The following is a 14,732-nucleotide window of genomic DNA, read 5'->3' as shown; positions in this document are numbered from 1 at the left end:
AATGAGGGTAACTATGGAAACTGAACTCAAAGAGCTTGAACTCCACGAGCTTATGGCAACAAAAGATGTCATCGTGCTTACCAGCATCGAAGTGCCAGCTGTATCTTGGTTGATAGACTGCTATCTAGAGAATGCTGATATCCAAATTATCGAGAACGCACACCAGCGAGATACTGAGGCGATTTTGTCGCAATGTCGAAGCAGCCTTAGTGAAAGTAAAAAGGTGATACTCACCGCGCAGTTTCGTAGCCAACTGCCTATCATCAATATCGCTTCATTGTGTAATGAGAAGCGCAAATCATTGATCAATATTGAGCTATCAGGCTGGGATGAAGAAAATCGCGTTCCACATTCTTATAGTAGTTTCTAGCTTATATTTGTTGCTAGAGAGAAAAAACTAAGGCCTCGCGTGTGCGAGGCCTTTATGAACTAGAGTAGCTCGATAGATACTGAGTCCGTTGTTAGTCATTTCGAGTCATATTCGGCATTTGCCCCAACATACCATCTTCGCCGAAATGGAATGTCTCAAGTTGGGCTCTGGGCGTGGAACTCGATTTAATCGAACTTGTATGGAGAGCTTCATCCTTTGTGTTCGCGGCATAAAGTTGTCCTGAAAATGGGATGCTGGTGTCGTAATTTTCAAACCACACTGCCATTGCTTCCGTTAGCAAATTGTCAGACTTGTCGACATGCGCTAAGTAAGAGCTATGGTTGGCAAATATTCTCAAGTCGTGAACCAAATTAGGTGTGTTTTCATCTGGGAAGACAGCAGCCATCAAGATACCTGGAATCTTTTGGAACCACATGTCACATACGGTCTGGAATGAAGTGCCTAGATTCTGTATTCGGCCAGGTTTTACATAACGCGTAGTAAACCCAAATAACGGAGGACCTTCTTCTCTACCGCCATCAGGTTTCATGAAGCCTGCAATACTATTCTTAAATTCGTAGCGTACGCCTGAAACAGCTAGAGTTTTCGTTCTTGTCTCTTCATCCCACCCGCCATACACAGCTAAAGTGTCTGGGCTTTCAGAGGAGAAATCATACGTATCCCACAAGGGTTCTCCTTGAGTAGGGCGAGACAAGTAATCGTTAAACGCTCGGGCACTTCGTATCCATAAAATATGCCAGTATGCTAAAGGATCTTCTTTATCAGGAAAGGCAAAGATTGCTTTTATGTCTGGGTTTTCTTCGTAAGCTGATTTGGAGAAAGCTTGAAATGCACTTTTAAATTCGCCAAGTTTTTCTTTTTTAATACGACGCTTACCATAAACAAGAATCGGTGTTATTTGTGCCGAGCCAGGTAATACAGCAGTTTCTTCAAACCGAGATGAAACTGGGCTTACTTGTTCTTTATTATCTTTAGGTTGCATGTCTTCTCCTAACTGAGTTACCACTTCTATCTATAATTAATAGCTGAAGTTCAATTTAATTCGCGTAGAACGAACATCTCTTATTTGTTCTGAGTGAAATACAAAGCCTAGATACAAAAAAACCTCTGGCGATGACTCACTCAGAGGTTTTTTTGACGACGCAAAAGCCTACCCCCTGAGTAACCTCATGGTGGTAGTGGTGGTTTTTGCATTTAGGTCAATTCTGTTCATAGGAGAAATTAGTAACACCTTCAAGATAACTTCACAATGTAAATTTAGATTCCACAACAGATCAAATTACTCTATTGCCTATTAAGAAAGCTTTTGGTTAAAGAACTCAAGTGTACGTTTCCAAGCTAACTCTGCTTCTTCTTCAGCATGGCGGCCAGTTGAATCGTTATGGAAGCCATGGTTCACGCCGTCATAGATGTAAGCGGTGTAGTCTGCTTCGTTCTCTTTGAGTTCGGCTTCATAGTCTGGCCAAGTTGCGTTCACGCGTTTATCGATTCCCGCAAATTGGATCAGCAAGGGGCCTTTAACGTTCTTTCTCAAATCTGGTGCGGCAGGAGTACCATAGAACGGAACGCCCGCATCGAGTTGTTCTGGCATGACAGCTGCTAACATATTTACGATATAGCCACCGAAGCAGAAACCGACTGCGCCTAGCTTGCCGTTACTTTTTTCATGGGACTTCAAGAAGTTTGCAGCAGCGATAAAGTCTTCTTCGATTTTCTCTCTTGATAGCGACTTCTGCATTGTTCGACCTTCATCATCATTACCTGGATACCCGCCAAGCGAATAGAGTGCATCAGGTGCAAACGCAATAAACCCCGAAGCTGCGAGTCGTCTTGCCACATCCTTTATGTATGGATTGAGGCCTCTATTTTCATGAATGACCAATACAACAGGCGCATTGCCCTCTAACTCTTTGGGTACAACCAAGTAACCATAGCCTTCGCCGTGTCCTTTAGGTGAGGGAAACTTCTCGTAAGTTGCTTTGATGGAAGGATCATTGAAAGAAACTTGCTCTGCCTGCGCATAATTAGGAATCAATGCAGAAGTTAGCGTCGTCATGGTTAAGCCAAGCACTGCGAGCCCAGATAGACGAGCCATAAACTCTCTGCGATCAATCAGGCCGTGTGCATATTCGTCGTACCAATCAAATGCTTCTTGAGGGATAGATCGAGTCGGCGTTGATTGAGATTCGGTATTTGGATTCATAACTTTTCCTTGTTGTGAGTTGTTTGACCAATCAACTATAGTGGAAAATTTAATATAATTGAACGATCGCTCAAATTCTTTTGAGCTATTTGTTATATCAAAGTACAAAAATTAGATGACAGTCAGATAAAACGATCACTTCGAATCGATTCCCATCGCTTTGGTTTGTTTTACGGAGGGATTCAATACAAGGTTGATTTGAGGGTTAAGTCAGTGAAGTAGGGTGTGATGATAGTTTGTTTTTAGGGAGGTTCTAGCTCTAAGTTGGGCACATCAGAACTAGGCTTCTTTTCCACAGATATGGACAAGTACGTTTCAATGCAAAACGCTTGATTTTACTCTGGTATAATCTTGGCATTAGGGGCCGCCTTAGCGTTATCAGAACCTTCTTGATGAGAGATAAAAATAGATGTTGAAACTTTTGCGTCAGATAAAAAAATGGAAACTTGTAACGTTTGGCTTATTGATGCTCATTGCCGCTTTTTTTATCTACAACCAGTTCGGGAACCGTATGTCCCGTGTCGACGAGGCAAAATTTCTAATCGGGCAACTTAATACGGTTTTGGATGCTGCTGAGCAATATTCTCGTGATAATGGTTCTTTGCCTCCGATTACTTCCGATACCGATACGAACTTCGGCTACTTAAACATCAATCACTTAATCGAAAATCCGGGCTTATCAACATGGAAAGGGCCGTACCTACCTTATGAAGATACATGGATAGGTGGCGATCAGTACATCGACCACCCAGATTACATAGCAACGCAATTACTGCTTAAGGAAAAGGATAGTCTTTGGGTACGAGGAAGCTCCGAGACGGGTTGCGAATCGTCGTCATCAACTTGTTCTGTTGCGGCTTGTATCAGGTTGGTACCAACAAAAGTCGCACAAGAAATTAATCAGATTGTAGACGGCAGTTCGAGTATAGAAAGCTCAGATGCGACAGGAAAAATACGTTACGACAAAGCTTTTGGCGGCGCACTTATCTGTATGATTGGAGATGACTATCCAATGCCATCAGCACAGCCAAATTAAGTCGTTTCTAATTACCTTACAGGTAACTTGGTCTTAGTTTTTACCTGACCAAACGCGAAGCTGGATTCAATAGAAGCGATATTGGGCAGGCGGGTTAGTTGTTTACGGATAAACTGCTCGTAGCTTTTGAGTGATTCACTGACGACATGCAATAGGTAGTCGTGATTGCCTGTCATCAAAAAGCACTCTAACACTTCATCAATTACTTCAATGTGCAGCTCAAAGTCTCGCATGTTCTCTTCAGTCGGCTTTTCAAGTTTCACCAACACAAACACATTAACCGGCAGGCCACACGCTTCCTGGTCGACACTGGCGTGATAGCCACGAATGATCCCTTGTTTCTCTAATGAGCGAACTCGACGTAAGCAAGGAGAGGGCGACAGTGCCACGCGATCGGCCAACTCTTGATTAGACAGTCGTGCGTTGTTTTGCAGTTCAGCCAGTATTTTCTTGTCGATCTCATCCATTGGCATATCCCATCAATATTTAAGTTTATTTGGCAATATTATTGCTCAAAGTGTATGTCTTACTTCGCAAATAGCAATTTTTAACATCAGCGTAAAACTAAAATTAAAGGAGGAACAACCAGCATGGAATGATTTAGGAACTATGAATACTTCAACTCAACTTAGCCCGCTGCGCAAAACCACCAAACACGAACAAGCAGAAGCCCTTGCCATTGAGCAAGCCAAGCATTTTGGTATCGACCCAAACAGTGATTACGGCGTCACGCTGATTGAACTGGCTACGACACTGTACCAAGCCAATACCAAGACTCACGACCTTTGGGCATTGACGGTTGATGGACTTTCAGAGCTCGATAAGAGTGACCGAATCGCTTGGTTTAACGCCAAACGGTTTTTGTCATTCCAGATCGCGAAGATCCTCGATAATCTGCAAAACCCAATGCGCGCCACTTACCAGTCTATTGCCACCAACAATGGTAATTTTGCCTCAAAAGGGGCGTATCCCATCTTCGATAATGTTGCCGCTATTTTCTCTGCCAGCCCGGTTATTACGCGCACCGCGACCTATTTGTTTGCGTGTACAGAATGGATTGAAGACGCGTTCAATGGTAAGGAGCCGCTGCACGATATCTACTCTCGACTGCTTAACCCAACATCGATCTCACTGGCAAACCACATGGTTGATATTGAGGCAGGATCTAGAGCCAATGAGTACCTCGCATGGAACTTTAACTCGGGGATGGCGGCTATTGATGGGTTGTTGAGCCATTTACTTGGACATGAAGATATAGTCTTAGCTTCACGCAATATCTACGGCGGTTCTTACCAACTGTTGGAAGATTGGTTTGGCAAGCCGTCGAACCTTAATGTCGCGGTAGAGTGGGTCGATGGTTACTCCGGGGATGAGTTTGCGACGCGCCTTGATGAAGTTGCCGATAAATACGCAGACCGCATCGCTGCGGGTAAGAAAATCTACGTTTACCTAGAGTCACCGTGTAACCCGCATGGATACGTGTTAGATGTTGCTAGCATCAGTAAAGCTGGTCACTCTCGTGGTTGGGATGTGATTGTTGACTCGACAGTGGGCACGCCTTTATTACATCCAGTACTCAAACGTGATGATGTGATGGAAAGGCCAGACTATGTGATTCACTCCTACACCAAAGAACTGGCGGGTTCTGGCACCACAACTGCTGGGGTTGTGATTGGTCGCAATGAGACTATGTTTGTGCCAAAAGGAGAGGAGGTCACTTTCACCAAGCCCAACGGTGATGAGGCCAAAATCCCATGGAACGAAACCCTGTTTTGGAATGTGTACTACATTAAAGGCGCATTCTTAGATGCAGACAAAGCGTTTGAAGTGCTTAACGGCATGAAAACTTATGAGATGCGCGTGGTGCAGAAAACCATTAATACACTGACTCTCGCGAAGATCTTCGATGCTCATCCAGACATCAATGTGTCGTGTCCAGCTTTGCCGGATAGTGATAACTATGAACACTGCCAGAACAACATGTACTTGGGATTGCCAGCGGCGCTTTTCACTATTGATATGGAAGGTAACGGCGACCGTGTGCCAATTAATCGAGATGGCTTTAAACAGTTCTTCGACATGCTTGAGCCAGCAATCGGCATGCAAGTGAGCTTAGGGCAAACCAATACCGTGGCGCTGTGCCCAGCACTGACTACGCACTCAGAACTCAGTGATGAAGCGTTAAATGAAGCAGGCATCAAACCGACCACAATGCGTATCTCTATCGGCTTGGAAGATCCTCGAATGTTCATCGCTCATATTGTCGAGGCCGCTAAATTGTCGATTGACCGCAAACACGCAGACTTCTCATCGAGTTTCCCTAGTGGTGACAGTATCGATGAGATCTATATGCAAACTTATATGGATGTACATCAGAGGTTTGTAAAGAACTTGCCTAAGTTCAGTCAGCTTACTCAGTAACTTAGGTCAGTAAGGGAAGTTGGAAAATCAGTTAGTCAAAAGGCAGTCAATAAAAAAGCACCCTGCTGACTTAATAGTCGGTAGGGTGCTTTCTCGATATAGAACCAAGTGACCATATTGGTTTACTAAGTCGCTTACTATTTAGGCTGGTGGCCTGTCTTCTTCGCAAGCTCTTGCATAGCCTCGGCAAACGTAGTTGTTCCGCCTTTCGCTTTAACCTGAACCACCTTATATCCTTGGCTTTCCAGCGCTTGGCGCTCTTCTAAAACGGCTTTGTCATCTGGTTGACTGCCTTGCACAGGCTGATGAATGTAACACCCTTCTAATTGACCATCTTCGACCAGTTGGTGGTGTTTCAGTGCATTGATATCAAAATTCATAGTAAGTCTTTTCGCTTTAAATGGAGAGTCTCTGTGGCAAAGGCCGCAAGTCTTTATAATTTTATGGTTTGTACAATAGGCATTTTAACCATAAGAAGCTAGTTCAAATTAAGCAATCCAATGGAATGTAACTGGGTGCGGCTTACTTCTTCAATCTCTTATTGCTCGTAGGGAAGGGAAGGGGAGGAACGGAATTCTAACGCTTCAATACATCCCTATCTGACCTTTTCGCTCAACCATTGAGCGAAATCGGTACAAATTATCAACCTTTCCAAATATGGAATCCACACTTCTTTTATTGGTTATATTTTCCAATTGTGAATGGTTATAACCTAGTTTTCGTAGAAAAGAGAATCGAATAAGCCGTGAGCGCGGCGCGTCATAATGAATGAAAACTAGGCACAAGCATGAACGAAAATTTTTATAGATACGCGATTTACACTGTTTTTTCAGCTGCAGCATTGTTCTCCGCTTTTTTAGTCACCTCAGATAATGTTTCCCCTTTCACCACTCAAGCGACTTTGTATCGGAACGTAGCGACCATTGCGCCAGAAGTGTCCGGCGTAATTACCGACGTCATGGTTAGTAATGGCGAGTTGGTTGAAAAAGGTCAGCCATTATTTGCTATCGATGCCAGTAGCTACCAATTGAAAGTGGCACAAGCGAAAGCCGAACTGCATCAAGCGCGTGATTCTGACTCGGCGAAATGGCAGCAATTAGCAGCAGCGAAACAAACACAAAGCCAACGAGAGTTTGAATACCACAATGCGAAACAGAAACTCGCACGTAACCAAAAACTGCGTAACAAAGGGCTCGCGACGGAACAAGATCTTGATGACGCAATCACCAATACACAAGTTGCGAGTAGTGCGGTTGAAGCTGCGAACGCGGAAGTGAAACGTATTGAGGTTGAGTTATCGACCCAAGACCGCACAGCGGCCATTGAATTAGCAGAAGCAAAACTTGCTAGTGCGGAACTGGATTTAGGCCACACTCAAGTCGTCGCGCAAACGGAAGGTGTCGTGACCAACTTACAATTGCAATCGGGCAGTTATATCACTCAAGGTACGTCATCATTGCTGCTGGTGGACGAAGCTCATGCGTGGATCAGTGCGGACTTTAATGAGAAAGGCATTGATAAGCTTACTAATGGCTGCGAAGTTTTGGTCTCTTTTGATGCGCTACCGGGCAAAGTCTTTACGGGTGAAGTGAGTAGCCAAGAGCGTGCGATTTACGACACCAATAACGCCAATGGCAAACTGTCTAGCGTGACCAATGATACGCGTTGGACCCGTGAGCAACAGAAAGTACGTACCCGCATTGCTGTTAACGAACTGGATCCTTCGATGATCTCAGGTTCACGCGCGAGTGTGATTGTTGAAAGCGGTAATCCAATAATGCACGTTATTGGCTCGGCTTGGATTCACTTGGTTTCAACATTTCGCTACATCTACTAGTAGGAGATGACGATGTGGACATTCGAAAACACTGCACAGGGTCAGTCTCAACGTAATGAAGCGCTGCGCGTCGCACTTACAGTGACGATTTGTATGGTGTTGGGAAAGCTACTAAACCTAGACTCTCCCGTTTATCTGGCGTTGTATCCAACCATCATTATGACCAAGAACAAAGATTACTCTTGGCTTGGCCTGATCCGTACCTTGGCACCCACTTTATTGGCAGCAAGTACAGCGTTGGTGGTGACCGAGGAATTTTCACTGCATCCGTTTGTGGTGTGGACCATTAGTCTGTTCTTCTTCGACTTTATGCGTCGTAGAGCCACTACGCCAGCGAAGAAAGGTAAAATGTTGATGCCAACCTTCAACTGGATTTTGATTGTGGTGTTTGCTCAGCACTCCACCATGGATATGCCGATGCGTATTCATGAAATTTTGGTATCCATGTTGATTACCATGGTAGTAGCAAAAACCATGGTGGCTTTGTTCCCTGTTGAGCAAGGAAGTAAGCCTCCTGTATTTAAAGAACAGCCAGTCACATTTGAGAGCAGAGCCATTTCACTCGCGTTGATTGGTCTCGGTTTGGCATTCTTGATGATCGTTGACATCATCTCAGCAACGTTCTGCATGGTGCCAGTGATTGCTGCTGCAACCCAAACCACACACAAAAGCTTTATCGACGTGGTTGACCGCCGTTTTCAAACTCAAGTAGGCGGCTGTGCAGTAGCCGTGGTGTTCACCTTGTTGATGGCAGGACATCAATCTACATTTGGTTACTACACCATAGTGTTGGGTTTATTTGCCTTTATGATCACCGCATCAATGGCCAAAGCGAAAGGTTCAGCCAGGGACGTTCATGCTGATGCGTTATTGGCGACCATGCTGCCGATTCAGTTGTACATGACCAGTAGCAATTTAGGGTTGGAAAGTACCTTCCTACGCGCTTGGGAGCTGACTGTGACTTTGTTTGTGCTGTGGGCTTTGTGTCATTTTGTTCGTAAGCCTAATGGTGAAGAGCCAGTACTCGTTCGCTAATAATCAAATCCGGCCAACCGATTATGGTCTGATTTGATTGCGCCTTTCATAAAATTAAAAAATGCTCTAACTCTGGCTGAATCTTCTAAATCTTTATGAGTCATCATCCATAGGTCTGTATTTTGGTGCATCACTTCCATATCTACTCTGTGCAGAGTTCCCTTACTGTTACCTAAAAAGCAGGGTAAGTAGGCTAACCCCATCTGATTTTCAGCCGCGATGATCAGGGGCTCAAAAGAGTCGGCTTTCATGACAATTTTGTCTTCCGAAATCAGTTCAGAAACCTGTAGCGAAGCACTGCCTCTATGCATCATTAACCAAGATGCAGACTTTAAGGGGTGCTTACTCTTAAGGCCATTTATATATTCAGGCGATCCGTAAACACCAAAGGCAATTTTACTTAACTTGGTCCCAACCAAATGGGCTGGCAACTCATTTGCCGGGCGAATCGCGATATCTGCATCTAGGTGTGAAATATCCAATTGACGAGATGTGAGGCTGAGTTCTAACTGAATTTTTGGATAAAGCCGATGAAAAGCAGCCAAATGAGTACCCAGAATGAGGCGAGATAAGGCATCGGTCGTCGTTATTCTTAGCGTGCCTTCTAGCTTCAATTCCTGTCCAAAAATCTTGTGTTCCAATTCTCTTACTGTGGATTCGATAGCGAGAGCTGACTCCAGAAGCTTTTGTCCTTCAACCGTTAGTTTGTATCCGGTAGGAAGTTTATGGAAAATTCGTAATTTGTGACGATACTCAAAGGCGTCAATACGACGTAAAACGGTGCTGTGGTTTACACCAAGTGCTCTTGCCGCGGCCGACAGGGATCCTTCATTCGCCACTGTTAGAACATATTGCAGGTCATCCCATCTTATGTTGTGCATTTGCGCATATCCAACGTGTTCAATTAGTGAGTTTACCAAAAATTTAGCACAGCTATAGTTATCTCAACAAGGCAACAAACAGAACTGAAGTTCAAAGCATGCACAGATGGCACTTCTAATCCCCCACGCATTGAGCTTCAAAATTGACAATCAGGAGAAAGAATATGTTAAAGAAAAATCTACTTATCGGTCTAGCGAGTCTTCTGGCTTTCTTTCAACTCACTCCAGCCCTTGCAGATGAAACAAAAGCAGTCGATTCAGCGAAGACACTAGAAACGGCTCAAGCATTCTTATGGGCGGCAGGCTCTGGTGATATGGAAAAACTCGAGTCATTAATGGCTGATGACTTTGTGTGGCACAACGAAGGTGACGCCGACATCCCTTGGATCGGTAATTGGGAGTCAAAAGAAAAAGTGCTCAACACTTTCTTTCCTCTATTTGGCGCAGGTTTGAAAGTCACAAGCTGGTCAACAGACTATAGTTTTGTAAACGGCGACCAAGCAGTATTCATGGGCAGCATGAGTGCCATTGCGAATGAATCTGGTGTAGACACGGGTAAATTCAGCTGGGCGGTTCGAGTTCAGGTTGAAGATGGCAAAGTGAAGAGTTGGAACTGGCTTGAGGATAGCTACGCAGTATCTAAAGCTTATCACGCCAAACAGTAACCACAGTGACCAATTAGGTAGTAAAGGCTCGATATGCTGTAGACGTATATCGAGCTTAACTTGGTTTTGAATAGCGACGCGATGGTCGAGCCGATTCAACAATCCGGTAGTTAAAAGGACACCTGAAACCATCTTCATCAGGGTTTTCAGCGAACGAGCCAAATAACGTACTTTGGCACTATTAAGTTTGGAGCAACTATTATGAGCAATAAGCTAGCAAATGCGACTAATCTGTATTTGGAAGGTATCCGCGATGGTCATGCATTAGAGGCGGTAACGAAGTACACCGGTCAACGTTATACTCAACATAGCACTGGGGTACGCAATGGTATTGATGGTTTTGTTGAGTTCTTCGAACCGTTCTTAAAACGCTGTCCTGTTAGAGACATAAAGATCATACGCTCAATCGTCGATGGCCAATTCGTGTTTGTTCAAGCATTCCAAGATATTAATAATGGCGAATATAAGTGGGTGACTACGGATCTATTCGATACCGATAATGACGATAAAATTATTGAACATTGGGATGTAATCTCTGCCTTCGAAGCTCAACCGACGGAAGGGGAAGGTCGACTGCAAGGGCCAATCAATCATACTGACTTAGATAAAACAGAAGAGAATAAGAACCTTATCCGTGATTTTTTATGTGATGTCATGGTACTAGGGCAGAAAGACAAGTTATCAAAGTATCTCCAGCACGAAGAGCTAGCCGTTTATCAAGCCTCAGATGTGAGCCCTTTAGATAGCTATATTGGTAGCTATGACCAAGTGTTCAAGATTGTCGGTCAAGGTAACTTCGTAGCAGCTTACAGCCGAGTTATTGAACATGGTCTCGAGGTTGCGCGTTTTGATCTATTCCGAGTTGAGGGAAGTCAAATTAAAGAGATATGGGTAAACCAAGAGCCCGTGCCACCAAAAGCAGAATGGGTAAATGGCGGAAAGTTCTAGAGTCGCTTTAAGGGGGTTACGCCAATAACGCTATCGCTAAAACAAACCGAAAAATGCGCATCCTTGCTAACCTTACTTGTTGTGTGTGTTTAACTTGTTAAATCTTAGCCAACATGTTTTGCGATGGAAGAATATTTACATTGTTTTACAACTCGGCTTAACGCTCAACAATGCAATCGCGCCCTTGAGATTTTGCGTCATAGAGGGCGTTATCCGCTCTTTTAATTAATGAATTCCAGTCATCGTTTATGAGAGCTTGAGTCACTCCAATGCTGACAGTATAAGTGCCAGAAGAGAGCTCTTGATTGGAGTTGTGTTTTGCGTGGTTTCTTATTCTTTCAGCGATTTGCATTGCTTGAGTTTTATTCGCTCTAGGTAACATGACCACAAACTCTTCTCCACCATAGCGAAAGCAGAAATCGCTTGTTCGGCATGTATCTTCAAGAATTTGACCAAAGTGCTTAATCACATCATCTCCCTTGTCATGACCATAGGAATCATTAATTTTTTTGAAGTGATCGAGGTCGGCCATCAGTACAGAAATGTCACTCTCTCGGCCTGGTTGAACAAGCTTGGGTATCAGCTCTGCTAAGCCTCTACGGTTATAAAGGCCTGTTTGTTCATCAGTAATTGATGAACGATAGGTTTGCTTTAATAAACGATCAGTTAAGATCCAAAATACTGAAAATGCGAGGCTAATAATTGTGATTGTCATGATAACGAAAGACAATTTATGAATATCTGATATCAGGTAATAGTTTGAATTCGTTCCTTTGGTATGAGCAAGTACGCCCCTAATTGCCATATAGAGAATGTTGATGAACAGGGTCAGGTTCAACAGGCACTTTGCTTCTCTGTTATCGTGTTTTTCCCCGGAATAGTTTGCACAGAGGGCTAAGATACATATTGTCACAACGAGAATACTTCGTGCCTCGATCCTAGAAGTAACAGAAGGCGCAATTAGGGCGCTATAAAGAAAGAAGCTAATGCCAAGGGAGCTAATGATGATTGATATTACGAGAAAAGATCGACTTGCTCCTCGTAACACGGTTATACCGACGAGTAACAAACCAAAAGCCGTTGCGTATGCACCATTGGAAAGAAAAACAATAGATTCTGAAGATTGAGTAACGCCGAACGAAAGTGGGGTAACACTGGCTCCTAACAGCAAAGCAGCATAAGCAATGTAATTCACCCCTAACGTGGTGCCTGCGAGTATATATTTATGAGTTAACAACATAGCACTCGCCACCGTGGCTGCTAACAAAGAGGTATATATAGCTAAGGTGTGTACATCCATGAAATCACCAACAACGTAAAAATGAACTCTCTCAATTCAGTATTACGCAATTTGTATTATGAATGTTTAGTAGTTAATCATTATTAAACCATATGCTGATGCAGATCAATTTATGCTCAGGTGCATTGGTAAGTGTCGGGCAAGGTACGAGCTATCCCAGAGTCCTTTGTTATACTTTTATTTTAAATTCTCCAAGCCCGATGTATCGACGCCTTTTAAGGTGTCTTTTGCTATGTCATCTAAATCCGTCGTTGTCGATTTTTGAGGATAACTAGCAGCGGCACCTTTACCGATCGCTGTTGCTTCTGCTTGTAGTTTTTTCCCCTCAGACTCACCCGCGATCCAGCCTTGCTTGTAGTCACTGTCTGATTCAAAACGCTTTCCATCTTTTATGTAGCTTTCGAAGCTATTACCGCTTTCTTGCATACCGCTATGCCTACCATCGTGAAAACCTTGTATGTAAGAGGTGTTGTAACCACTCTCAATCAACTCACTATCACTTGTTCCGCATCCGGACAAAATAAAAACCAATAAGATTAAAAACAGTTTATTCATGCTCAAAGCCTCGGAACTCAGTCGTCTAAAAGATAAGAATAGACCAAGATCATCTCGCAAAGGCATAACAGCGCTCTAGGCAGGAAAGCTAGTTTGAGAATCATGATATTCAAAACTTGAGAGTAGAGTTACTACTGCCTTATTAGATCTAGAACGATAGCAAATCACTGGTCGGTAATTTGCTATCAAACACAGAGTGAATATCCGTTGTGTATATAGGAAAGCTTAAAGACTAAGACTGGACGCCTTATTCCCTATTTGAACGGTTAGCGATAAAACTCAATATCACGACCGCAATACTAAAGCCCACAACACCCATCCAACCCGCACGTTCAAATGCCTGAATTCCCGCAAATGAACCAAACGCACCACCAAGGTAGTAGCCAAGCATATAAATTCCGTTGATACGACTTTGAGCTTGCGGGTCAATTGAGAATACGCGTACTTGGTTCGATACTTGAGCGCTGAATACCCCAAGGTCAATGAGAATGATACCGACGATCAATCCAGCCAGTGTGTCAGCGAAAAGACCCGATATAACAAAACCAGCAGTAATAATAACTAACGCCATGCTGATCATGTTTCGAGAGCCAAACTTGCTCACCAGTGACCCTGAAACTTTGGCACCAATGACTCCAGCAAGTGCAATAACACCAAACATTCCTGCCTGTTGTGCATTGTAATTAAACGGAGATTCACTGACGTGCAGAGCTAACGTCGCCCACAGTGCATTAAACGATGCAAACCAAAGCGCGCCAGTTAAAGCGGAAGTTCGCAATGTCGCATGCTGTTTAATTAACGTGGCCATGCTCGCAACCAGTTTAAGGTAAGGTATTTTAGTTGTCGGCGTGTTTGTCGGTAAAAAGGCATACAGCAACACACCAAAGACCATCGCAATACTTGCTGACATCATAAATACAGCGCGCCACCCAAATTGCTCACCGATGAACCCACTGAGTGTACGCGAAAGTAAGATGCCCACAGTTAGGCCTGTCATTAACGTACCAATGACTTTCCCTTTTGTTTCTGGAGTACTTAGTGATGCTGCAAATGGAATCAGCTGCTGAGTGATGTTGGCACTCAAGCCAATCGCAAAACACGCAACAACCAGAGCCACTAAGCTAGATGCAGTAAACGCGACAAAAGATGACAACACCAACATGACAGATAAGATCGCTATTAGGCGTCTGCGGGGTAACGTGTCTCCTAAGGGCGATAAGAACAGCAATGCCACGGCATAACCAATCTGACCGGCAGCTGGCACTGCGCCTAGCTGTTCGCTTGTTAACCCTAGCTCTGCGCCGATCTTAGGTAAGATGGGCTGGTTATAATAAAGGTTCGCAGCAGTTGCCGAGACTGCGCTCGACATCAGTAACAGACGTCCTGTGCTCAACACTTCTTTAGTCGCTTTTGACATGGTGACACCTTAACTTTGGTTCATCGTTTTAATGAATGATTTC

General features: G+C 43.9%; 15 protein-coding genes. 7 read left to right on the top strand and 8 right to left on the bottom strand.

The window, feature by feature from the left end; translation table 11 throughout:
• The first annotated feature begins 1 nt into the window (after position 1).
• Complete coding sequence (locus MSG38_RS07225; protein WP_248401419.1) at positions 2 to 370, top strand: hypothetical protein; 369 nt, start codon at positions 2 to 4, stop codon at positions 368 to 370.
• A gap of 91 nt (positions 371 to 461) precedes the next feature.
• Here MSG38_RS07225 and MSG38_RS07220 read toward each other — a convergent pair whose 3' ends face one another.
• Together MSG38_RS07220 and MSG38_RS07215 are read right to left on the bottom strand one after the other, a co-directional pair.
• Positions 462 to 1,373, bottom strand: a complete 912-nt coding sequence (locus MSG38_RS07220; protein WP_248401418.1) for a hypothetical protein — start codon at positions 1,371 to 1,373, stop codon at positions 462 to 464.
• A gap of 312 nt (positions 1,374 to 1,685) precedes the next feature.
• Positions 1,686 to 2,594: a dienelactone hydrolase family protein gene (locus MSG38_RS07215; RefSeq protein WP_248401417.1), complete on the bottom strand. Its 909-nt coding sequence runs from the start codon at positions 2,592 to 2,594 to the stop codon at positions 1,686 to 1,688.
• A 409-nt stretch (positions 2,595 to 3,003) separates the two neighbouring features.
• On the opposite strand from MSG38_RS07215, the gene MSG38_RS07210 reads away from it, so the two are divergent.
• Entirely contained in the window at positions 3,004 to 3,630 is a 627-nt protein-coding gene (locus tag MSG38_RS07210) for a type II secretion system protein (RefSeq protein ID WP_248401415.1), read from the top strand.
• Between the two features lie 11 nt (positions 3,631 to 3,641).
• Here the strand turns inward: MSG38_RS07210 and MSG38_RS07205 are convergent, their stop codons facing one another.
• Positions 3,642 to 4,097 (bottom strand): Lrp/AsnC family transcriptional regulator, encoded by a 456-nt coding sequence (locus MSG38_RS07205; RefSeq protein ID WP_248401413.1) that lies wholly within the window; start codon positions 4,095 to 4,097, stop codon positions 3,642 to 3,644.
• Positions 4,098 to 4,239: 142 nt separating this feature from the next.
• Between MSG38_RS07205 and MSG38_RS07200 the strand changes: the two genes are divergently transcribed.
• Positions 4,240 to 6,051: a PLP-dependent transferase gene (locus MSG38_RS07200; protein ID WP_248401412.1), complete on the top strand. Its 1,812-nt coding sequence runs from the start codon at positions 4,240 to 4,242 to the stop codon at positions 6,049 to 6,051.
• Positions 6,052 to 6,188: 137 nt separating this feature from the next.
• On the opposite strand, the gene MSG38_RS07195 is transcribed toward MSG38_RS07200, so the two are convergent.
• A complete protein-coding gene (locus MSG38_RS07195) occupies positions 6,189 to 6,431 on the bottom strand; it encodes a hypothetical protein (RefSeq protein ID WP_048611711.1) in 243 nt (80 codons plus the stop codon).
• A gap of 407 nt (positions 6,432 to 6,838) precedes the next feature.
• On the opposite strand from MSG38_RS07195, the gene MSG38_RS07190 reads away from it, so the two are divergent.
• Together MSG38_RS07190 and MSG38_RS07185 are read left to right on the top strand one after the other, a co-directional pair.
• Positions 6,839 to 7,888 carry an HlyD family secretion protein gene (locus MSG38_RS07190; RefSeq protein ID WP_248401410.1) on the top strand — a complete coding sequence of 350 codons (1,050 nt, stop codon included), beginning with the start codon at positions 6,839 to 6,841 and terminating at the stop codon, positions 7,886 to 7,888.
• Positions 7,889 to 7,900: 12 nt separating this feature from the next.
• Positions 7,901 to 8,923, top strand: coding sequence for a DUF2955 domain-containing protein (locus MSG38_RS07185; RefSeq protein WP_248401408.1), 1,023 nt, complete (start codon positions 7,901 to 7,903; stop codon positions 8,921 to 8,923).
• On the opposite strand, the gene MSG38_RS07180 is transcribed toward MSG38_RS07185, so the two are convergent.
• Positions 8,920 to 9,804 carry a LysR family transcriptional regulator gene (locus MSG38_RS07180; RefSeq protein ID WP_248401406.1) on the bottom strand — a complete coding sequence of 295 codons (885 nt, stop codon included), beginning with the start codon at positions 9,802 to 9,804 and terminating at the stop codon, positions 8,920 to 8,922. The two genes, MSG38_RS07185 and MSG38_RS07180, sit on opposite strands and share 4 nt — an antisense overlap.
• A gap of 164 nt (positions 9,805 to 9,968) precedes the next feature.
• On the opposite strand from MSG38_RS07180, the gene MSG38_RS07175 reads away from it, so the two are divergent.
• Positions 9,969 to 10,469 carry a nuclear transport factor 2 family protein gene (locus MSG38_RS07175; protein WP_048609116.1) on the top strand — a complete coding sequence of 167 codons (501 nt, stop codon included), beginning with the start codon at positions 9,969 to 9,971 and terminating at the stop codon, positions 10,467 to 10,469.
• 201 nt (positions 10,470 to 10,670) lie between these two features.
• Positions 10,671 to 11,417, top strand: a complete 747-nt coding sequence (locus MSG38_RS07170) for a nuclear transport factor 2 family protein (RefSeq protein WP_248401405.1) — start codon at positions 10,671 to 10,673, stop codon at positions 11,415 to 11,417.
• A 157-nt stretch (positions 11,418 to 11,574) separates the two neighbouring features.
• Here the strand turns inward: MSG38_RS07170 and MSG38_RS07165 are convergent, their stop codons facing one another.
• The 3 genes from MSG38_RS07165 to MSG38_RS07155 all read right to left on the bottom strand — a co-directional run bounded on the left by MSG38_RS07165 (position 11,575) and on the right by MSG38_RS07155 (position 14,689).
• Entirely contained in the window at positions 11,575 to 12,717 is a 1,143-nt protein-coding gene (locus tag MSG38_RS07165; protein WP_248401404.1) for a GGDEF domain-containing protein, read from the bottom strand.
• Positions 12,718 to 12,894: 177 nt separating this feature from the next.
• Complete coding sequence (locus tag MSG38_RS07160; RefSeq protein WP_248401403.1) at positions 12,895 to 13,272, bottom strand: hypothetical protein; 378 nt, start codon at positions 13,270 to 13,272, stop codon at positions 12,895 to 12,897.
• A 247-nt stretch (positions 13,273 to 13,519) separates the two neighbouring features.
• Positions 13,520 to 14,689 carry an MFS transporter gene (locus MSG38_RS07155; protein WP_248401402.1) on the bottom strand — a complete coding sequence of 390 codons (1,170 nt, stop codon included), beginning with the start codon at positions 14,687 to 14,689 and terminating at the stop codon, positions 13,520 to 13,522.
• Between the last annotated feature and the right edge of the window lie 43 nt (positions 14,690 to 14,732).

The sequence above is a fragment of the Vibrio sp. 1CM24A genome, from assembly GCF_023161725.1.
Taxonomy (GTDB): domain Bacteria; phylum Pseudomonadota; class Gammaproteobacteria; order Enterobacterales; family Vibrionaceae; genus Vibrio; species Vibrio coralliirubri.
Note: the sequence above shows the minus strand (reverse complement) of the source record. Positions and strands in the feature narration are given on the sequence as shown.